Source organism: Streptomyces sirii (assembly GCF_045690365.1).
Taxonomy (GTDB): Bacteria; Actinomycetota; Actinomycetes; order Streptomycetales; family Streptomycetaceae; genus Streptomyces; species Streptomyces sirii.
This window is the reverse complement of the sequence record NZ_CP147982.1, coordinates 5,246,524-5,266,902: the sequence shown is the minus strand read 5'-3', so window position 1 is coordinate 5,266,902 and position 20,379 is coordinate 5,246,524. Positions and strand designations below refer to the sequence as shown.

At 73.5% G+C, this 20,379-nt stretch carries 19 protein-coding genes; 6 read left to right on the top strand and 13 right to left on the bottom strand.

Annotation, left to right across the window (positions count from 1 at the left end):
- Positions 1-4: 4 nt before the first annotated feature.
- Positions 5-1,582, top strand: a complete 1,578-nt coding sequence (locus tag WAB15_RS23825; RefSeq protein WP_399150926.1) for a SulP family inorganic anion transporter — start codon at positions 5-7, stop codon at positions 1,580-1,582.
- 85 nt (positions 1,583-1,667) lie between these two features.
- Positions 1,668-3,077 (top strand): M1 family metallopeptidase, encoded by a 1,410-nt coding sequence (locus WAB15_RS23820; protein ID WP_407287487.1) that lies wholly within the window; start codon positions 1,668-1,670, stop codon positions 3,075-3,077.
- Between the two features lie 79 nt (positions 3,078-3,156).
- Here the strand turns inward: WAB15_RS23820 and WAB15_RS23815 are convergent, their stop codons facing one another.
- The 7 genes from WAB15_RS23815 to WAB15_RS23785 form a co-directional block, all read right to left on the bottom strand.
- Positions 3,157-3,663: a glycine-rich domain-containing protein gene (locus tag WAB15_RS23815; RefSeq protein WP_407287486.1), complete on the bottom strand. Its 507-nt coding sequence runs from the start codon at positions 3,661-3,663 to the stop codon at positions 3,157-3,159.
- Positions 3,664-3,794: 131 nt separating this feature from the next.
- A complete protein-coding gene (locus tag WAB15_RS23810) occupies positions 3,795-4,343 on the bottom strand; it encodes an SRPBCC family protein (RefSeq protein ID WP_407287485.1) in 549 nt (182 codons plus the stop codon).
- Positions 4,344-4,397: 54 nt separating this feature from the next.
- Positions 4,398-5,015 (bottom strand): TetR/AcrR family transcriptional regulator, encoded by a 618-nt coding sequence (locus WAB15_RS23805; RefSeq protein ID WP_407287484.1) that lies wholly within the window; start codon positions 5,013-5,015, stop codon positions 4,398-4,400.
- 65 nt (positions 5,016-5,080) lie between these two features.
- Positions 5,081-6,172 (bottom strand): NAD(P)/FAD-dependent oxidoreductase, encoded by a 1,092-nt coding sequence (locus WAB15_RS23800; protein ID WP_407289279.1) that lies wholly within the window; start codon positions 6,170-6,172, stop codon positions 5,081-5,083.
- A gap of 119 nt (positions 6,173-6,291) precedes the next feature.
- Entirely contained in the window at positions 6,292-7,269 is a 978-nt protein-coding gene (gene sigJ, locus WAB15_RS23795; RefSeq protein ID WP_407287483.1) for an RNA polymerase sigma factor SigJ, read from the bottom strand.
- Between the two features lie 135 nt (positions 7,270-7,404).
- Positions 7,405-7,989, bottom strand: a complete 585-nt coding sequence (locus tag WAB15_RS23790) for a hypothetical protein (protein WP_407287482.1) — start codon at positions 7,987-7,989, stop codon at positions 7,405-7,407.
- 73 nt (positions 7,990-8,062) lie between these two features.
- The gene (locus WAB15_RS23785; RefSeq protein ID WP_407287481.1) at positions 8,063-8,389 is read right to left on the bottom strand and encodes a peptidase; all 327 of its coding nucleotides are present in this window, start codon (positions 8,387-8,389) and stop codon (positions 8,063-8,065) included.
- A 159-nt stretch (positions 8,390-8,548) separates the two neighbouring features.
- On the opposite strand from WAB15_RS23785, the gene WAB15_RS23780 reads away from it, so the two are divergent.
- The gene (locus WAB15_RS23780; RefSeq protein ID WP_407287480.1) at positions 8,549-10,846 is read left to right on the top strand and encodes a serine/threonine-protein kinase; all 2,298 of its coding nucleotides are present in this window, start codon (positions 8,549-8,551) and stop codon (positions 10,844-10,846) included.
- A 162-nt stretch (positions 10,847-11,008) separates the two neighbouring features.
- Here the strand turns inward: WAB15_RS23780 and WAB15_RS23775 are convergent, their stop codons facing one another.
- Positions 11,009-11,215 carry a hypothetical protein gene (locus WAB15_RS23775; protein ID WP_407287479.1) on the bottom strand — a complete coding sequence of 69 codons (207 nt, stop codon included), beginning with the start codon at positions 11,213-11,215 and terminating at the stop codon, positions 11,009-11,011.
- 167 nt (positions 11,216-11,382) lie between these two features.
- Here WAB15_RS23775 and WAB15_RS23770 point away from each other — a divergent pair, with 167 nt between their 5' ends.
- Entirely contained in the window at positions 11,383-12,225 is an 843-nt protein-coding gene (locus WAB15_RS23770; protein ID WP_407287478.1) for a helix-turn-helix domain-containing protein, read from the top strand.
- Positions 12,207-12,497 carry a DUF397 domain-containing protein gene (locus WAB15_RS23765; RefSeq protein WP_407287477.1) on the top strand — a complete coding sequence of 97 codons (291 nt, stop codon included), beginning with the start codon at positions 12,207-12,209 and terminating at the stop codon, positions 12,495-12,497. Before WAB15_RS23770 ends, WAB15_RS23765 begins: the two co-directional genes overlap by 19 nt.
- A gap of 57 nt (positions 12,498-12,554) precedes the next feature.
- Here WAB15_RS23765 and ilvD read toward each other — a convergent pair whose 3' ends face one another.
- The 4 genes from ilvD to WAB15_RS23745 form a co-directional block, all read right to left on the bottom strand.
- Complete coding sequence (gene ilvD, locus WAB15_RS23760; protein WP_399150914.1) at positions 12,555-14,405, bottom strand: dihydroxy-acid dehydratase; 1,851 nt, start codon at positions 14,403-14,405, stop codon at positions 12,555-12,557.
- A gap of 267 nt (positions 14,406-14,672) precedes the next feature.
- Complete coding sequence (locus WAB15_RS23755; protein WP_407287476.1) at positions 14,673-15,305, bottom strand: TetR family transcriptional regulator; 633 nt, start codon at positions 15,303-15,305, stop codon at positions 14,673-14,675.
- Entirely contained in the window at positions 15,302-16,126 is an 825-nt protein-coding gene (locus tag WAB15_RS23750; RefSeq protein ID WP_384428147.1) for a sugar phosphate isomerase/epimerase family protein, read from the bottom strand. The genes WAB15_RS23755 and WAB15_RS23750 overlap by 4 nt, the downstream gene beginning before the upstream one ends.
- A gap of 155 nt (positions 16,127-16,281) precedes the next feature.
- Positions 16,282-17,211 (bottom strand): Ppx/GppA family phosphatase, encoded by a 930-nt coding sequence (locus WAB15_RS23745; protein ID WP_399150912.1) that lies wholly within the window; start codon positions 17,209-17,211, stop codon positions 16,282-16,284.
- A gap of 141 nt (positions 17,212-17,352) precedes the next feature.
- Between WAB15_RS23745 and WAB15_RS23740 the strand changes: the two genes are divergently transcribed.
- Positions 17,353-18,228: a hypothetical protein gene (locus WAB15_RS23740; RefSeq protein ID WP_399150911.1), complete on the top strand. Its 876-nt coding sequence runs from the start codon at positions 17,353-17,355 to the stop codon at positions 18,226-18,228.
- A 182-nt stretch (positions 18,229-18,410) separates the two neighbouring features.
- On the opposite strand, the gene WAB15_RS23735 is transcribed toward WAB15_RS23740, so the two are convergent.
- Entirely contained in the window at positions 18,411-20,231 is a 1,821-nt protein-coding gene (locus WAB15_RS23735) for a BACON domain-containing protein (RefSeq protein WP_407287475.1), read from the bottom strand.
- Positions 20,232-20,379 lie beyond the last annotated feature (148 nt).

Sequence of the window (20,379 nt, the reverse complement as noted above, 5' to 3'; positions counted from 1 at the left end):
CGTCATGCGTAGGTTCCGTCCTGCCCGCTCACACCCGTCCCAGCAGTCGATATCCTCTCGGCCCGCCCGCTCGGCGCGGCCCTCGCTGTCGGTCCTGCGCGCCGACTTCACCGCGTCGCTCGTCGTCTTCCTCGTCGCCGTCCCGCTGTGTGTCGGGGTGGCCGTCGCCTCCGGGGTCCCGGCCGAGCTGGGGCTGCTCACCGGGATCGTCGGGGGGCTGCTCACCGGGCTACTGCCGGGCAGCAGTCTGCAGGTCAGCGGGCCGGCCGCCGGGCTGACCGTGCTGGTCTACGAGGCCGTGCAGGAGTACGGGCTCGGCGCGCTGGGCGCGCTGGTGCTGATCGCCGGGCTGCTGCAACTGGCCATGGGGGCGCTGCGGCTGGGCCGCTGGTTCCGGGCCATCTCGATCGCGGTCGTCCAGGGAATGCTGGCGGGTATCGGGCTGGTGCTGATCGCCGGCCAGCTGTACACCCTGGTCGACGCCGAGGCGCCCGGTGGCGGGCCGGCGAACCTGGCCGGGCTGCCGCGGCTCGCGGCGGATACCGCCGCATCGCAGAGCGCGCTCACGGCGCTGGCGATCGGCGCCTCGACGATGGCGCTGCTGGTGCTGTGGCCACGGTGGGGGCGGGCGGCGCGGGTGCTACCGGCGCCGCTGGTGGCGGTGGCCCTGGCGACCGCCGTGGTGTTCGTCTGGGACCTGCCGGTGGCGCGGGTCGAAGTGCAGGGCCTGCTGGATGTCGTACAGCCGCCGGGCGGGGCGGACTTCGCGCGGCTGGTGGAGGCGGGGGCGGTGGCCGGTGCGCTGGGCACCGTGCTGGCGTTCACGCTGATCGCGTCGGCGGAGTCGCTGTTCAGCGCGGCCGCGGTGGACCGGCTGCACGACGGTCCGCGGACCGACTACGACAAGGAGTTGATGGCCCAGGGCGCCGGCAACACGGTCTGCGGACTGCTCGGCGCGCTGCCGATGACCGCGGTGATCGTCCGCAGCTCCGCGAACGTGCGGGCCGGTGCGCGCACCAAGGCGTCCCGGGTGCTGCACGGGGTGTGGCTGCTGGTCTTCGCGGCGGCGTTCCCGGCGGCGCTGGGCGCGGTGCCGATCGCGGCGCTGGCCGGTGTGCTGGTGCACGCCGGCTGGAAGCTGCTCCCGGTCAAGGAGTGGCGGCCGCTGTGGCGGGAGCACCGGGGTGAGGCCGTGGTGCTGGCCGCCACCGCGGTGGCGATCGTGGCCACCAACATGTTCGAGGGGGTGCTGCTGGGGCTGTTGATGGCGATCGCCAAGTCGGCGTGGGAGACCTCGCATGTGCACCTGGAGATCGTGGGACTGGACGAGCCCGAGGGGACGTCCGCGTCGGGCTCCCGGCGCCCCGTCCTCGTGCGGGCCGTCGGCAACGCCACCTTCCTGCGGCTGCCCAAGCTGCTCGACCAGTTGGAGGCGCTGCCCCGGGACCGGGAGATCGAGCTGGACCTGTCCGGACTGCGCCATCTCGACCACGCGTGTGCGGCCGCGCTCGGCAACTGGGAGGAGCAGCGCCGCGGGCCGGAGGGAACCGCGCAGCACACCGCGCCGTCGATCGCCCCGTAATGCTCCCTAACCGGTAGCGGAGGGGCGTTGCGGCGGAAATGACCGTAGGGTCGGGGAACTTGTGACCACCGACCTGAGGAGCGCTGTGAACCGCCGGCCCCTTCGCTGCTGCGGTGCGACCGCGGCACTGTCCGTCGCCCTGCTGCTGTCCTCGTGCACGAGCGCGGCCGTCGGCACCCAGGGGGCGGCGGGCAGCGGCGGGGTGGGCGACCCCCTCTTCCCGGCGCTCGGCAACGGCGGCTACCAGGTCAGCCATTACGGGCTCGATCTCGACTACGACGTCAAGCACCGGCACCTGGACGCCACCGCCGAGATCACCGCCCGGGCCGAGCAGGATCTGCGCTCGTTCAAGCTGGATCTTCAGGGGCTGCGGGTGTCCGCCGTCCGGGTCGACGGCGAGGACGCCGCGTTCTCCCGCAAGGGGCACAAGCTGACGGTGACTCCGGAGGGCGGGATCGCCAAGGGCGCGCGGTTCCGTACGACCGTCGACTACGGCGGGACCCCGCAGGAGATGGAGGATCCGGACGGGTCGACGGAGGGCTGGGTCAAGACCGCCGACGGGGCGTTCGTGTCGGGTGAGCCCGCGGGGGCCATGACGTGGTTCCCCGGGAACAACCACCCCGGTGACAAGGCGACCTACGACTTCAAGATCACCGTGCCGCGGCAGTACACCGCCGTCGCCAACGGGGAGCTGCGGTCGGAGAAGGTCTCCAAGGACAAGGCCACGTTCGAATGGCACGACCCGCAGCCGATGGCCAGCTATCTGGCCACCGCCACCATCGGGAAGTTCGACGTCCGCAAGTCCCGTACGCCCGACGGGCTGCCGCTGTACGTCGCGGTGGACCCGGCGGAGGCCAAGGCGAGCAAGGAGCCGCTGGAGCGGCTGCCGGAGATCATCAAGTGGGAGAGCGGACTCTTCGGGAAGTACCCGTTCTCCTCGGCGGGCGCGATCGTCGACCACACCCCGGAGCGGGTCGACTGGTACGCCCTGGAGTCCCAGACCAAGCCGGTCTACGCCGGGGCGCCGGACACCGTGACCGTGGTGCACGAGATGGCTCACCAGTGGTTCGGCGACTCGGTGACGCCGAAGACCTGGCGGGACACCTGGCTCAACGAGGGCTTCGCGACCTACGCCGAGTGGCTGTGGGAGGAGCACGAGGGCGGCAAGACGCCGCAGCAGCAGTTCGACGCGCTCTACGCCGACGACGAGGACAACGAGCGCTGGGACTTCCCCGCGGGTAAGCCGGCCGCGGCGAAGGACGTGACCGCGACGCCCGTCTACGAGCGCGGCGCGATGGTGCTCCAGCAACTGCGCAAGGCCGTCGGCGACAAGACCTTCTTCGAGATCCTCAAGGAGTGGCCCGCCGAGTACCGCTACCGCAACGCCGATTCGAAGGACTTCATCGCCTTCTGCCAGGCGCGCACGGACGTGGATCTGACCGATCTGTTCGACGACTGGCTCTACGGCAAGGGCAAGCCGGACTGGGAGTACTGAGCGGCCGTCCGCCCGCGCACGCACACACCGCGGGCGGACGGCCCCGGCTCCGAGGAAGCGCGGTACTGCCCGGGCCCGCCTAGTCGCCCCCTCCCCCGCCGCAGCCCGAGCCGCACGACGACCCGCAGGAGGAGCCGCAGGACGAGGTGCCGCAGCCGCCGCCCGGATGGGGCTTGCGCCGGCACCTCGCCCCCGCCGGGGTGAGCGCGCTCGTCGAGGTCGGCCACAGTTCCTTGTCCGCGCTGAACCCCGCCTCCTCGATCAGGGCCACGGTCGGCAGATGCCCCTCCGCGCCGTGCTCGCAGACTCCGGGCTCGTCGGGATAGTGGTGCACGAAGCGTCCGAGCCGGGCGCACAGCTCGGCGTAGCGCGCGGTGTGCAGGATGAGGGCGTGCCACCCCTCGTCGACCAGGCGCGAGGGCCGGATGGACGTCGCCGGGAACTTCGCGGCGGCCACGACGAACTTGAGCGCCTCGTCCACCACCCGCCCGGCCATCGGCTCGTCCATGCCGGGGTTGTTGTCCATGACCGTGGCGACGACACCTCTGAACGCGTCAGGAGCGAGTAAGCCGCGTACATCGTGCATGTGCGTGCCTTCCTTCCTGGTGTGGTTCCACTGGGCCCGCCTCGGCCGTACGGTCCGCCGGGACCGGTCCGGCCGGGGCGGGAGTCGCTGCGCCCGGTCGACACCTGCGCCGCTTCACCCCGTGCGCGGCTTCACCCCACGGGCCGCTCGCCGCGCTCCGGGCTGTCGGCGGCGCCGGGCGGGGGCGACTCCAGATGGCGCTTGAGGCGGTGGAGTGTGCTGCCGATGTGGGTGTGGTTGGCGCCGATGCGGTCGGAGACTCCGGTGACGAGGACGGCGACGGGGATGAACCACAGCGGCACCCGCAGCCAGTTGGTCTCGGTGACGGTGCAGCCCTCCGCCGCGGGCGCGATGTCGTACTGCCAGCGGGAGATGGGGATGCCGAGCGGCGCCGTCACCTCGTAGGCGAAGCGCCGGCCCGGATCGGCGTCCGTGATCCGGCAGTCGGTGTACCAGCGGCGCGGGCCGTTGCGGTTGTGGCCGCGGAAACGGGCGCCCACCGCCGGGGCCGTGGCGCCGCCCAGCCAGCGGGCGCGGTGCGCCTCCTCGCCGAGGCGGACCATCACCAGCGGGTCGCTCACGACGCGGTACGTCTCGGCGGGGGTGACCTCGACGGTCACCGTGCCCGAGGCCGCGGGGTCCGGGAATCTCGGGATGCGCGACGGGCGCGGCAGGGGCATCTCACCCTCCTCGGCTGATGTAATCAGCGATTACATCAGCGGGTGGGGAGGGGGTCAAGGCCCTGTGGAACCAGGGGAGTTGGCGATACCGGTGCCGAAGGTGTCCAGGACCTGCTCGGCCAGCAGCTCCGCCCGGTCCGGCGGCAGATACCCGTCGACGATCATCTGCGACAGCCCGTAGACCACGGCCTGGCCCGCCAGGCCCACCGTCGCGGGATCGCCGGGGCGCAGCACCCCGGCCTTCTGGTCGGCGATGATGATGTCGGTGAAGGCCCGCTCGATGTCGGAGAGCCGCTGGTGCAGCTCGGCGGGCTGACTGTCGCCGAACACCCTGGTCTTGATCAGCTCGAAGCGGCGCGGGTGGCGGATCGCGAAGCGGACGAAGCCCAGGCCGAAGGCGCGCATCACGGAGCCCTCGGCGCCGGCGACCATGCCGATCTGCCACTCCGCGAAGTCGGCCAGGATCCGGTCGGCGACCGCCGTCAGCAGCGCCTGCCGGTCGGCGAAGTGCCTGAACGGCGCGCCCGGCGACACCCCCGCCCGGCGTGCGACCTCACGTACGGTCACCTGCTCCATCCCGCGCTCGTCCAGCAGCTCGATCGCCGCCGAGGTGAGCGCGGCGGGGAGGTCGCCGTGGTGGTAACCGGCGCGTTCCGTGGGCTTGCCCGTCATGCACGCAGTGCTACCACACGCGCCCGCGCGGCGGCCCGGCGTGCCGGAGTTCGACGGGACACCGCCTAGCCCATGCCCGGGATCCACCGCACGGCGCCCGGGTGGCGGGCCGTCAGCTTCATGATGCGCAGGGTGGAGCGGACCACCTGCTCCTTGACGAGGGCGGCCGGGCGGCCCGTCAGCACCCGCTCGCGCGGGGTGTCGTCGGCCCGTACGGACTGGACCAGGCCGTCGCGCCGCCCCAGGCTCACGCACTGGATGACGTACCCGAACGACAGCGGCCCGGGTTCGGCGCCGCGCGACTCGGCGATGATCGCGCCGGCCGCGTGCGCACCCGTGGGCAGGGCGGTGGCGCAGGCCATCCGCAGGGCGCCGGCGCGGGGCGACCGGGCCGCGGCCGCGTCGCCCGCCGCGTAGACGTCGGGGTGGCTGACCGAGCGCAGCGCCGCGTCGACCCGGATCCGGCCGCTGAGCGGATCGGTGTCCAGCCCGGCGTCGTGGGCGAGTCCGCCGGCGGCCCGCATGGCGGCCGTCCACAGCACGGCGTCGGCGTCGACGCCCTGCGCGTCGGCGATCCGGCGGCCCTCCTCGACGCGTACGCCCAGCCGGCCCAGGACGGTACGGACATGGGCCCGGCCGCGGGTCGACAGTCCGCCGCCGATCTGCCCGCCGGTCAGCAGGCGGACCTCCCACCGTGGATGGGCCTCGGCGATCTCGGCGGCCATCTCGATGCCGGTCAGGCCGCCGCCGACCACGGCCAGCCGGCCCGGTCCGTCCAGCAGCCGCTTGTGCAGGGCCTCGGGGCTCTCGGCGGTGAAGGCGCGTTCACCGGCCCCGCGCGGGTCGGTGTGGCTGCCGAGGGCGTAGACCAGCCGGTCGTAGCCGAGGGTGCGGCCGCTGTCGGTGCGGACGGTGCGGGCGTCCGCGTCGAGGGCGGTGGCACGGGCGGCGAGGTGCTCGACGCCGGTGCCGTGCAGCAACCGCGCCCGGGAGTGGGTCACTTCGGGGCGGCCGGCGGCCCGCTCGTGCTGTCGTACCCGTTCGGTGAACCGGTCGTCGGGGTCGACCAGGGTCACCCGGGCGTACGGGGCGAGCCGCAGCGCGGCCGTCATGCCCGCGTAGCCGCCGCCGAGGACCACGACCCGCTGCTTCGTCATGCTCTTCATGCCGTCCTCCTGGGGTGGGGGCGCCGCGCCCGGACGGCCGGCGCCGGAAGGAGGACGACGCGGCGGGCCGGAGTGTGACAGCGGCCGCCCGTCCCGCGGCGGCCGCCGCGTCACAGCAGGTCGAAGAGGTCGAGGTGGCCGAGCTTGTCGGGGTTGATCACGGCGTCCACCTCGATGATCCGCCCGTCGTGCACGGTGAAGGCGAACACCCCGGCCTGCCGGCCCGCCGCGTCGGCGAAGACCAGGCCGGTGGCGCCGTTGACGTCCACCAACTCGGCGCGGATCGGCCCGAGTTCGCTGCCCCGCAGCACCAGCCCCCGCGCGTAGCGGGCGACCTTCTCGCGGCCCAGTACCGGCCGGCGGGCGGCGCTGACCTTGCCGCCGCCGTCCGAACGCCAGACGACCTCGGGATCCAGCACGGCCAGCAGGGCGTCGAGGTCGCCGCCCACGACGGCCGCGAGGAACGCCTCTACGGTGCGGCGGTGCTCCGCGCGGTCCACGGTACGGCGCGGCGCCTCGGCCCGTACCCGCTTGCGGGCGCGGGAGGCCAGCTGCCGTACGGAGTCCGGGGTGCGGCCGACCGCCTCGGCGATCTCCGGGAAGGGCACCGCGAAGACGTCGTGGAGGATGAAGGAGGTGCGCTCGGCCGGGGTGAGCCGCTCCAGGACGGTCAGCAGGGCCATGCCCACGGATTCGTCGAGCGTGACCCGGTCCTCGGGGCCGTGGTCGCCGGCGCCCTCCGGGCCCGGCAGCCGCGCTCCGCCGGCGCCCGCCCCGGCGAGCAGCGGCTCCGGCAGCCACGGGCCGACATACGTCTCTCGGCGGGCCCGAGCCGAGCCCAGCAGGTCGTAGCAGATGCGGCTGACGACGGTGGTGAGGAAGCCGCGCGGGCTGGCCACCGGCGGCTCGTCGGGCAGCGCCTGCCAGCGCAGCCAGGTCTCCTGCACGGCGTCGTCGGCGTCGGTGACGGTGCCCATGATCCGGTAGGCGATGGCCCACAGCCGTCCGCGCTGCTCCTCGAACTGGGCCAGCCGGTCGCCGGCCGGCGTGTCCTGGTGGTCGTCCGCGCTCGTCTGCGGCTTTGCCATGGCCCGCTCCTCGGGTGTCGTGGGCGATCGCCCGCGGTCCTGCGCGACCGCTGCTCGCCGCGCTCCTGCCCTCAAGGACGAGGCGGGCGGGCGCACTGTGACACCCGGCCGGGGCGGGCCGTGCCGCCCACCGCGTCAGCGGCGCTTGCCGGACTTCTTCTTCGCGGCCGAAGTGCTCTTGGCGGCCGGGCCGTTCTTGGCGGTGGCGCTCTTGGCGGCCGGGTTGCCGGTGCGGGCGCTGCGGCGGCGTGCGTGGCGGTCGCGGGCCGCCGCGTACTCGGTGCGGTGCAGCCGCTCGCCGGGGGCCTCCAGGAGGCTGCGGCAGAAGTACGCGAGCAGCGAGCCGAGGAAGCCGATCAGCATCAGGCTCTGCCCGGACGACCCGGCGGCGCTGTGGGCGGCCGGGTCGGGGCGGCGCACGAAACCGTCCCAGGTGCGGCGGAAGGCCAGCGCGCTGCAGACGGCGAAGCCGGCGACGACCAGGATGCCGACGAACGGGCCGACGGCGGCGATCTCCAGGCCCTGGAAGGCGAACCGCAGCACGACCGCGCCGGCCGCGGCGAGCGCGAGCGAGCCCACCGCGACGCCGACCCGGCGCAGGGCGTAGCCGCCGTCGTGGTGGACCCAGGTGGTGCCGAAGAACCGGATCTCCTCCGGTTCGGGGCCGCCGTCGGGGCCGCCGCGCTCCGGGCTCCCGGCGGGGGTCTGCGCATCGTTCATGGCTCGATTATCCCCGCCGGGCCGTACGGGCCGGCAGGCCTGCCCCTCCTGCGTCGAGGGCGCCCGCCGCGCCTCAGCCGCCCATGCAGCGCGGCGCGACCATCACATCGCTGCCCGTGCGGACGTAGGTGTCGGAGACGTACTGGCCGGTGCCGATGTTGTCCCAGATGTCCGAGGTGCCGTACGGGCCGCTGACCCGCTGGCCGTGCCGCTGGCAGCGGATCTCGATCCGCGCGCCCTCCGGCAGAAGGCGGACGACCGGGTAGTTCGTGCCGGGGCCCTTGCGGACCTTGACGCGGTAGCCGGGCGCGATCGGATAGACCAGGCCGCCACCGGACGCGGCGGCGAGCGCCTGACCGGCAGCCTGCTCGGAATCGCCCTGTATGTCCTGAGTTGTCATTTCTTGCTCCCCCGTTGGTGGTGCCCGTTCGATCATGTTCGTTTCGGTTCCGCAACGCGCACGCTAGCAAGCTTCGTTCATCTCGTACGCGCCATCGACTAGGCTCCGCGCGTCGCACCTGCGACCGAATGGCACGGGGAATGACACGGGGGTGGAACCATGCCGTCGCTGCGCGATTCCGGGGTCGGCCCGGAAGCGGAGCGTCCGGAGTACGCCGGGCAGTACCGCCTGGAGGCGCGGCTCGGCGCCGGCGGTATGGGCGTGGTCCACCTGGCCCGCTCGTCCTCCGGACTGCTGCTCGCGGTCAAGGTCATCCACGCCGAGTTCGCCCAGGACCCGGAGTTCCGCGGGCGGTTCCGCCAGGAGGTGGCGGCCGCGCGGCGGGTCAGCGGGGCCTTCACCGCGCCCGTCGTGGACGCCGACCCGGACGCCGAACGCCCCTGGATGGCCACCCTCCACATCCCCGGACCGACGCTTTCGGACCATGTGAAGCGGAACGGCCCGCTGGCGCCCGGCGAGGTCCGGCAGCTGGCCGCGGGGCTCGCCGAGGCGCTGCGCGACATCCATCGCGCCGGGGTGGTGCACCGCGACCTCAAGCCGGGAAACGTGCTGCTGGCCGCCGACGGCCCGAAAGTCATCGACTTCGGCATCTCACGCCCCGCCGACAGTGAAATGCGCACCGAGACCGGCAAGTTGATCGGCACGCCGCCGTTCATGGCGCCCGAGCAGTTCCAGCGGCCGCGCGAGGTGGGGCCCGCGGCGGACGTCTTCGCCCTGGGTTCGGTGCTGGTGCACGCCGCCACCGGGAGCGGGCCGTTCGACTCGGAGAGCCCGTACCTCGTCGCGTATCAGGTGGTGCACGACGAGGCCGATCTGGCGGGCGTGCCACAGGAGTTGGCCCCGCTGATCGAGAGCTGCCTGGCGAAGGACCCGGCGGACCGCCCGACGCCGGACGCGCTGAGGGAGCTGCTGCGGACCGACGCCCCGGTGGGCCTGACCGTGGACGGCGCGGTGCGGCGCGCGGTGGACGGCGCGGTGCCGGACGTGCGGATCCCGGAGCAGCGGCAGCCCGTACGGGCCGAGCCCACCCCGCCGCGCGCCGAGACCACGCATGTGCGGGCGCCCGCCCCCCTCGTCGAACCGGCCCTCGTCGCCGAGCCGGCGCCGGCCGCCGAATCGGCTCTCCTCGGCGCCCCGGCCGCGCCCGCTTCCGGCCCGCGTCGCGGCGCCCGCTCCCGGAACCGCCGCTGGCCCCTGTGGGCGGCGCTCGCCCTGGTGGTCACCGGGGCCGGCGCGTTCGCCGGGGCCCAGGCGCTCTTCTCCGGGGACCCCGGCCGGGACCCGGCGCTGCAGACCCGTCCCTCCCGCCCCGGTGAGGGCTTCCGCGCCTGGCACACCACGCTCATCGAGCGGCCCAAGGGGCACGACGCCGAACTGCCCTTCTGCACCAGCGGATCCGGCGCCGTCTTCTGCGGCCAGAACGGTGTGCTGGCCGCCCGGCTCGACCCGGACACCGGCCGCGTGGCGTGGCGGCGCACGGAGGACTCCCCCGGCAAGTACGCCGCCTCACCGGCCGCCCCGGTGCTCTCCGGCGGCCTGCTGTACGTCTTCTCCACCGATGCCACCCGGCTGCTGGCGCTCGATCCGTCGCCCGGCGGCCAGGGCGCCGTCCGCTGGAGCAAGGACATCACCGGATACGAGGGCGGGGCCGCGGTCATCGGGAACCGCGTCCTGCTGGCGGCCGGGGACGGCACGGTCACGGCGCTGGACAGCGCCACCCACCGCGAGCGGTGGCACCGGCGCTACCCCGGCCACCAGCTCCCGCTGTTCACCGGATTCGGCGGCCCGCACACCGCCTACGCCGCCGAACCCACCCCCGACGGCACGGCCTCGCAGGTCACCGCCATCGACGTGGCCGACGGCCGGGTCCGCTGGTCGCGCCGGCTGCCGGGCGTGCTCACCCCGGCCGGGACCGGCCCGTCCGGGGCGCTCTACCTCACCGCCACCGACCCCAAGCTCTCCTACCGCACCACCTCCGTCGTCCGCTACGACCCGGCGAGCGGGCACACCCGCCGGCTGCCGCTGACCGCGCCCCTGGACGGCGTGGCCGCCGTGGTGCACGACGAGACGGTGTACCTGCTGGCCGAGGGCGGTGCGCTGCAGGCCGTCGGGGCCCGTAAGTGGGACACCGAGACCTCGGTCAGCCGGGGGTCGGCGCCCGTGGTGAGCGGCAACCGGCTGTTCTTCACCGCCGCGGACGGTCGGCTGCTGGCGATGGACGCCCGGTCGGGCGCACTGATCGGCCAGACCCCGCCCCGGCTCACGGCCGCCCGGCACAACGGATTCGTGGAGTCGCTGCCCGCACCCCGGGTGGACGGCGCACGGGGCTCGGTCTACGCCGCGGCGCCGGACGGCACGGTGTTCGGCGCGCCGACGAAGGACCCGGCGGGCTGGTGAGGCCCCCGCACCGGCTCCTGGTGGCAGCGGCAGGCGCAGACCTCGTGCCGCACACCGGGCACCGAGGTGGCTCCGTGCCCCGCCACGCCCTTGTCGCAGGCCGCGTGGGTGCCGATGTGGCACGACGGTGAGATGTAGGGGCGGCGGCGGCCGGTCACGCCGTCACCGCTCGGCCTTCGCCAGCACCTGGATCAACCGGCGCGCCGTCTCCAGGTTGCAGCGCCCCAACTCGACCAGGGGGTAGGGGTGTTCGCGGGTGTAGGCCACCGGGTCGACACCCAGCGACGGCAGCACGATGCCGGCCCGCCGGAGCAACTCGGCCAGTTCGCCGCACGCCGCCTCCGCCTCGTCCATCCGGCCTGTGGCCATGACTCCGCTCCTGTCCGCCGTTTGCCTGTGGGGCTGACCGGTCGCGACTACGGTGAGTGGCCCGGCCATTACGAGGATGGACGGGGATCCGGGCGCCGGGCCCGTTTGCGGGCCGTACTTCGCACCCTTGCACCGTTTGTTCCGCACCTTCCACGGAGGAGGGCACCATGCCGCCGAGACGAGTGGTCACCGGACGCAGTCAGGAGCCGCGCCGACGCTTCGCGGAAGAGCTGCGATTACTGCGGGCGCAGAAGGGCGACAGCCTGCGGAAGCTCGGCGAGGTGCTGGGGTGGGACGCGTCGCTGTTCGGCAAGATGGAGAGCGGGCAGACGCTGGGGAGCCCCGAGGTGGTGGAGGCGCTGGCCCAGCATTACGGCACCGGGGATCTGCTGCTGACGCTCTGGGAGTTGGCGGTCGCGGATCCGACGCAGTTCAAGGAGCAGTACCGCCGATATATGACGCTGGAAGCCGAAGCGTTGAGCATGTGGCACTTCGGGGTCAGCACCGTTCATGGGCTGCTGCAGACGGAGGGCTACGTACGAGCCTTGCTCACGGCGGGCGGCATCGAAGGCGAGGAGCTGACGCGGCAGGTGGAAGCCCGCATAGGTCGCCGTCAATCGTTGGATCGCGATGATCCGCCGCAGTTCCGCACCATCCTGTCCGAGGCGGTGCTGCGCACGCCGTTGACGGATCCCGAGAAGTGGCGGAAGCAGCTTGAGTATTTGGTCTCGGCGCCCGAACGTCCGAGCGTCACTCTCCAGGTGCTGCCGTTCAGCGCCGGGCTGTACGGCCTGGACAGCACTTCCGTGATCTTCCTGAAGCTGCTGAACGGCTGCACCGTGGCCTATACCGAGAACGCCCACCGTGGCGAACTCATCGAAGAAACCCGACAGGTTGAGCATCTGCAACGCGCGTACGATTCAGTGCGGGACCGAGCATTGAGCCCGGACGAATCGCGGAAGTTCGTCATGCAGATGTTGGAGGAAGTGCCGTGCGAACCATCGACCTGAGCACCGTCACCTGGCGCAAGTCCAGCTACAGCAACTCCGACGGAGGCGCGTGCATCGAGGTTTCCGACGACCTCCTGACCGCCGCCACCTGGCGCAAGTCCAGCTACAGCAACCCGGACGGCGGCGCCTGCATCGAGGTCTCCGACGACTTCCCCGCCCTCGTCCCCGTCCGCGACAGCAAGGCCCCCCACGGCCCCGCGCTGCTCTTCGACGCGGCGGCCTGGTCCTCGTTCGTCGACGCCGTCAAGGGCGGGGAACTGCCCACCGTCTGACGGTCCAACGGATGGAGCCCCCACCGAAGTGGGGGCTCCATCACGTCAACGGTGTGCTCAGCCGAGCTTGTTCACGTCCCGCACCGCGCCCTTGTCCGCGCTGGTGGCCATCGCCGCGTAGGCCCGCAGCGCCGCCGACACCTTGCGCTCGCGCTGCTTGGGCGCGTACACCCCGCCCAGGGCCTCCCGGCGGGCGGCCAGCGTCGCGTCGTCCACGAGGAGGTCGATGGTCCGGCCCGGGATGTCGATGCGGATGCGGTCGCCGTCCTCGACGAGGGCGATGGTGCCGCCGGAGGCCGCCTCGGGGGAGGCGTGGCCGATGGACAGGCCGGACGTGCCGCCGGAGAAGCGGCCGTCGGTGACCAGCGCGCAGGCCTTGCCCAGACCGCGGCCCTTGAGGAACGACGTCGGGTAGAGCATCTCCTGCATGCCGGGGCCGCCCTTGGGGCCCTCGTAGCGGATGACGACGACGTCGCCTTCCTTGATCTGCTTGGTGAGGATCTTGTCGACGGCCTCGTCCTGCGACTCGCAGACCACGGCCGGGCCCTCGAAGGTCCAGATGGACTCGTCGACGCCGGCGGTCTTCACCACGCAGCCGTCCTCGGCGATGTTGCCCTTGAGGACCGCCAGTCCGCCGTCCTTGGAGTAGGCGTGCTCGACGGAGCGGATGCAGCCGCCCTCGGCGTCGGTGTCCAGCGTCTCCCAGCGCTCGGACTGGGAGAAGGCGGTCGCCGAGCGCTTGCAGCCGGGGGCGGCGTGCCACAGCTCGACGGCTTCGGCGGAGGGCGAACCGCCGCGCACGTCCCAGGTCTTGAGGTGCTCGGCGAGGGTCGCGGAGTGGACGGAGTGCACGTCCTCGTTGAGCAGTCCGCCGCGGTAGAGCTCCCCGAGGATCGCGGGGATGCCGCCGGCGCGGTGCACGTCCTCCATGTAGTACGTGCCGCCGGGCGCCACGTTCGGGGCGACCTTGGCCAGGCAGGGGACGCGCCGCGAGACCTCGTTGATGTCCTTGAGGTCGTAGTCCAGCTCGGCCTCCTGGGCGGCGGCGAGCAGGTGCAGGATCGTGTTCGTGGAGCCGCCCATGGCGATGTCGAGCGCCATGGCGTTCTCGAAGGCGGCGCGGGTGGCGATGTTGCGCGGCAGGACGGACTCGTCGCCGTCCTCGTAGTAGCGCTTGGTGATCTCCACGACCGTGCGGCCGGCGTTCTCGTAGAGCGCCTTGCGGGCGGTGTGGGTGGCCAGGACCGAGCCGTTGCCGGGCAGCGAGAGGCCGATGGCCTCGGTCAGGCAGTTCATCGAGTTGGCGGTGAACATGCCGGAACACGAACCGCAGGTCGGGCAGGCGTTCTCCTCGATGCGCAGCACGTCCTCGTCGGAGACGCTGTCGTTGACCGAGTCGACGATGGCGTTGATCAGGTCGAGCTTGCGGACCGTGCCGTCCACGAGGGTGGCCTGGCCGGCCTCCATCGGGCCGCCGGAGACGAAGACCACCGGGATGTTCAGGCGCATCGCGGCCATCAGCATGCCGGGGGTGATCTTGTCGCAGTTGGAGATGCAGATCAGTGCGTCGGCGCAGTGCGCCTCGACCATGTACTCGACGGAGTCGGCGATCAGGTCGCGGGAGGGCAGCGAGTAGAGCATGCCGCCGTGGCCCATGGCGATGCCGTCGTCGACCGCGATGGTGTTGAACTCGCGGGGGACGGCGCCGGCGGCCCGGATGGCGTCGGAGACGATCCGGCCGACCGGGGCGAGGTGGGTGTGGCCGGGCACGAACTCGGTGAAGGAGTTGGCCACGGCGACGATCGGCTTGCCGATGTCCTCGCTCGCTACACCCGAAGCCCGCATAAGGGCGCGGGCGCCCGCCATGTTGCGGCCATGGGTAACGGTGCGGGACCTCAGCTCGGGCACGATAGGTCACTCCCTCGGAAATCATGTAGCAGCTGCATCCGAGATTACGCTCTTGATCCAAGATCCGGACACCTACTCCGGTATGTGAGACGGATGCCCGCAGTACGGACGGCTCGGCTCACCCCGACGACACGGGCCGGCGCACCCTGGCCACGAAGGCGATCACGAGGGGAATGCCGCCCGGCACCCCCGCGTTGTGGCCCCGCAGGGGGCTCTCGCGTCCCCTACGGGATCTGTTCGCCCCTCCCCTAGGGCTTCGCCCCTCCCCTACGACTGGGTCAGATACCGCTGGAGCGTCGGCGCGACCATCGCGATGATCTCCTCCGTGTCCGCGGAGGCGACCGGGTCCATCTTGATCACATAGCGCAGCAGCGCGATGCCGATGAGGTGGCTCGCGGCCAGCTGCACCCGGAACTCGGGGTCGGGGACGCTCAGTTCGCCCGCCAGCCGCTGCAGCATCCGGCGCTCGATCAGCCCGCGCAGCACCGCCGCCGCGGTGTCGTTGGTCAGCGCCGAACGCATGATCGCCAGCAGCGGCGGCCGGCTGACCGGGTTCTCCCAGACCCCGAACATGAAGCGGGCCATCCGCTCGCCCACCTCGGCGCCGCCGCCCGCGAGGGCGTCGGGCATGGTCAGCGCGGGCGCGAAGGACAGCTCGATGGCCGCCGCGAAGACCTGCTCCTTGGTGCCGAAGTAGTGGTGCACCAGGGCCGCGTCCACCCCGGCCGCCTTGGCGATAGCGCGCACCGAGGCCTTGTCGTAGCCGCGCTCGGCGAACTGCGTACGGGCCGCGGTCAGGATCCGGTCCCGGGCGCCGGGCCCGGCCTCGGCGGCGGCACGTGCCGGGCGCCCCCGGCGGCGGGCGGGCCGCTCGGGCGCCCCGTCCTCGGGCTCGGTCACGAACCCGGCACCCGGCTCGGCGAGGCCAGATGCAGCCGGGTGAAGGCCAGCGCCTCGGCCAGGTCGGCCTCGCGTTCGGCGGCGGACATCGCCCGGCGGGTGTTGACCTCGACGACCACATGCCCGTCGAAGCCGGTGGCCGCCAGCCGCTCCAGCACCTCGGCGCAGGGCTGGCTGCCGCGCCCCGGCACCAGATGTTCGTCCTTGGCGGAGCCGTTGCCGTCGGCGAGGTGGACGTGCGCCAGCCGGTCGCCCATCCGCTCCACCATCGCCAGCGCGTCGTTGCGGGCGGTGGCGGTGTGCGACAGGTCGACGGTGAAGTGCCGGTAGTCGTCGTTGGTGGGGTCCCAGTCCGGGGCGTACGCGAGCATCTCGCGGTCCCGATAGCGCCACGGGTACATGTTCTCGACGGCGAACCGCACGTCGGTCTCGCCCGCCATCCGCCACACCCCGCGGACGAACTCCCGGGCGTAGCTGCGCTGCCAGCGGAACGGCGGGTGCACGACCACGGTCGAGGCGCCCAGCTTCTCCGCGGCGTTGCGGGCCCGCTGCAGCTTCACCCACGGGTCGGTGGACCAGACCCGCTGGGTGATCAGCAGGCACGGCGCGTGGACGGCCAGGACCGGTACGCCGTGGTAGTCGGAGAGCCGGCGCAGCGCCTCGACGTCCTGGCTGACCGGGTCGGTCCACACCATGACCTCGACGCCGTCATAGCCCAGGCGCGCGGCGATCTCGAAGGCCGTCGCCGTCGACTCCGGATACACCGAGGCCGTGGACAGCGCGACCTTCGCATCCGGGATGCGCACCACTGGCTCTGTCACGAGGGACAGCGTACGGGCCGCACCTGTGCCCGGGGCGGGAGATCCGGACGGCCGCCGCCCCTATCGGCGCAGGTCTCGTCGCCCGGTGAGAGCCCCGGGGCCGGTGGGGCTGGGGCGATGCGCGCGGCGCCCCTCCCCTGCGGGCGTGACGAGTCTCACGCCGGAAGATGGTCCAGCCGCCGCAGGATGACGCCCTCCCGCAGCGCCCACGGGCAGATCTCCAGCGTCTCCACCCCGAACAGGTCCATCGCGGCCTCGGCGACCAGCGCCCCGGCCAGCAGCTGCCGCGCCCGGCCGTCGGACACCCCCGGCAGCTCGGCGCGTTCCTTGACCGTCATCGCGGCCAGCCGCGGAACCCACTCCTCCAGGTCGCTGCGGGTCAGCTCGCGCTGGACGTACAAGCCCTCGGCCGAGCGCGCGGCGCCCGCGATCCGAGCCAGCTGCTTGAAGGTCTTGGACGTGCCGACGACCTGGTCGGGGGTCCCGTACCGGGTGAACTCGCTGACCACCCTGGCGATCTCGGCCCGTACCCGGCGGCGCAGCGCCCGCACGTCCTCCGGGTCGGGCGGGTCGCCCGGCAGGGAGCTCGCGGTGAGCCGGCCGGCGCCCTGCGGCAGCGACACCGCCACGTCCGGCTCCTCGTCCAGGCCGAAGGCGATCTCCAACGAGCCGCCGCCGATGTCCAGCACCAGCAGCCGGCCGGCGGACCAGCCCAGCCAGCGGCGGGCCGCGAGGAAGGTGAGCCGCGCCTCGTCCTCACCGGAGAGCACCTGCAGCTCGACGCCGGTCTCCAGGCCGACCCGGCGCAGCACCTCCTCGCCGTTGGTGGCCTCGCGCACCGCGGACGTGGCGAACGGCAGCACGCTCTCGACGCCCTTGTCCTCGGCCACCTGGAGCGCCTCCTGGACGGTCGCCACCAGGCGCTCCACCCCGGCGTCGCTTATGGCCCCGGCCTCGTCGAGGAGTTCGGCAAGGCGCAGATCCGCCTTGTGCGAATAGGCGGGCAGCGGGCGCGCGCCCGGGTGCGCGTCCACCACCAGGAGATGGACCGTATTCGAACCCACATCGAGGACACCGAGTCTCATACGGGGAAACCTACTGCGCCGGTGACCGGCTCCTCACAGCGCGGTGGTTTCCGCCCCCGCGACCCGCCGCGCACCGGGCGCGCGCAAGGGGCCGGATTCGGCAATTCCTCAAGGCCGTACCGACCCCCGTACGCTGGACCCGTGGCAAAGACGAAAAAGGCGAAGCACGAAAAAGCGGTGAAGAAGGACGAAAAGCGGCGCGCCAAGGCGGCCGCCGGGGCGCGGCCCTCGGCCGACGAGGTCGGCCTCGACTTCGCCCGCGCGTGGGTCACCTTCCCCGACCCGGCCGACGACGAGCAGCTCTTCCGCTGCGACCTGACCTGGCTGACGTCCCGCTGGACCTGCATCTTCGGCAGCGGCTGCCAGGGCATCCAGGCCGGCCGGGCCGACGACGGCTGCTGCACGCTCGGTGCGCACTTCTCGGACGACGACGACGAGAAGCGGGTGGCCGGGCACGTGGCACGGCTCACGCCCGACCTGTGGCAGTTCCACGACGTCGGCACGCAGACCGGCTGGGTCGAGGAGGACGACGACGGCGAGCGGCAGACCCGCCGCTGGCAGGGCTCGTGCATCTTCCAGAACCGTCCCGGCTTCCCCGCCGGCGCGGGCTGCTCGCTGCACATCCTCGCGCTGCGCGAGGGCCGCGAACCGCTGGAGACCAAGCCGGACGTCTGCTGGCAGCTGCCGGTCCGGCGCACCTACGACTGGATCGACCGGCCGGACGACACCCGCGTGCTCCAGGTGACGATCGGCGAGTACGACCGGCGCGGCTGGGGCCCCGGCGGCCACGACCTGCACTGGTGGTGCACGTCGGCGACCTCGGCGCACGGCGCCGGCGAGCCGGTGTACGTGTCGTACAAGCCGGAGCTGACCGAGCTGATGGGCAAGAAGGGCTACGCCAAGCTCGCCGAGCTGTGCGAGGAGCGGCTGGCGGCGACGCTGCCGATGGCGCCGCATCCGGCGGACCCGAAGCCGGCGGCGTCGACGCCGGCGAAGCAGCCGAAGCCGGCGAAGTAGCGGAGTTCCGCCAGGCCCCGGGGCGCGGGGCGGCGCCGCTTGCCACCGTGGTGCTTTTTGCTGCCCGCCGGGGTGCTTCCTCGGCGGGCAGTGCGTTTTCCCGGCTTCCTCGGGCGGGCCGTGGCCTCTTCCCGACTTCCTCGGCGGGCCGTGATGCCTTCGCGGCCCGCCGTCGTGCCGTCTCAGCCGGCCGGGCGCGCGGTGTTCGACGGCCTTGAGGTCGGTTCCGAGGTGGTCGGGGTCGGCGCCGGCGTGGACGCCGTGGGGGTGGGCGTGGGCGACGGGGCCGTCGGGGTCGGTGTGGGCGTGGGCGCCGGGCCCGAGGGGGTCGGCCTCGGGTTCGTGGGCGTCGGGTCCTGCGGGCCGGGGCCCGGCTCGGGGGCGCCGAAGCCCTCCATCGTCACGGCGGTCCGGCCGGGCCCGATGGCGATCCTGGCCCGCCACCGGCCCGCGGGCTCCCGGTCGTGGTCGACATAGACCGTGATCGTCGTGGACTGCCCGGGCCGCAGCGAGCCCGCCGTATGGCTCATCAGCAGCCAGGGTGCGCCCGACGAGGCCGTCCAGCGCACCGGCGCGCCGCCCGAGGCGCTGAGCGTGATGACCGTCGTCCCGCCGCTCGGCTGCGCGGCCACCTCCAGCCGGCCCGGGCCCCTGGCCGCCCGGCCGGCCCGCTCGGCCGCCCGCGTCTCCCCGCCCACCACCTCGACGGACACGTCCGACGGCCCGGCGCCGGCCCGGGAGCCGGGCTCGGGTGTCGTCCGGGCGTTGCCGGCGTTCTCGTACGGGCGGCCGCCCATCTGCGCGCTGCTGTCCGTGTCGCTGGCCGTCACCACCGGTGAGTCGTCCGCGGCCTCCCCGGTGGCGGGGGCGCTGCGGTAGGCCGCCCACAGGGCCAGCACCGGTGCCGCCACCACCGTGGCGACGACGGTGGTGGTCAGCGCCCGGGCCCGCAGCCTGCGGCGCCGGGCGGCCCGGTCCGTGGGGGCGCCCACGGGGAAACCGTCGCGGTCGTAGCGAGGAAAACCGTTTGCCCCGCGCGAGCGGTCACCGCGGCCGGCGCCGGGCACGCCCTCCGCGTGCCCCGACCGGGAGCGCCGGGCCGCCGCCAGCGCGGCCAGCACGGCCTCCCCGGGGGCGCCGACCAGCGGCAGCGTGCCCCGGGCCACCGGCGCGGTGCCCGGCCACGCCCCCGGCACGGTGGCCCGTTCGGCGGTCCGGCGGCACTCGGCGCAGTCGTCGACATGGCGCACCAGCTCCCGGCTCAGCGCCGCGCCCAGCAGCATCTGGCTGTCGCCCGCCAGCCGCGCGACCTCCCGACATCGCCCCGACTCGACGACGGCCAGCGCCGCCCGGGTCCGTTCGACCTCGCAGGACGCGGTGGCCAGCAGCGCGCGGGTGGCGATCGGGTCGGCGCCGAGCACCGCGGCGACCTCGTCGGCGGAGAGGCGATGGCGCACCGAGAGCTCCAGCGCCTCGCGCTGCTCGGGGGTGGTGCCCGCGGCCTCCGGCCAGGCCAGCGCGGCCAGTTCCCGCTGCCGCCGCTCGGCGTCGCGGGCGGCGGCGGTGCCCGAAGAGCCGGCCGGTGCGCCGTCCGAGGTGCCGGTGCCGTTCGAGGCGGCGACCGGTCCGGCGCCCGGCTTTCCGAGCACGGCGCCGCCCGCCTTTCTGGCGGACCCGGTCCGCTCGGCGAGCCGGCGCAGACAGGCCCAGCGGGCCAGCGCGTAGAGCCAGGAGCGGTGCATGGCCGGATCGTCGGGGCGCCGGCCACGGCGGTGCTCCGCGAGCGCGAGCATCTCGCCGAGCACCGCCGCCGCCGCGTCGTGGTCGCACAGGACGGACAGGCAGTACGTGAACAGCCCGTCCAGATACGGCTCATAGCCGTCGTCGCGTTCGCCCGGGCCGAGCGGTACGGGCCGCTCGGCGGGATGCGGCCGGCGCCGGCCGTCGCCGCGCGACCGGTGTGCGCCGGTGGAGTGCGTGGGGTGCTCGGGCCTACTGCTCATCACCCCGGCGACGGTAGGGGGATGATGAAGCCAGGCCTGCTCCCCCGGCACACTTTTAACCCGTACGGGTGACCATCTCCCTCAAAAGGGGACACGAATCGGCCGTTGGGGCAGGGGCGCGCTCAGCGTGCGCCACCCGCTCGGCGCA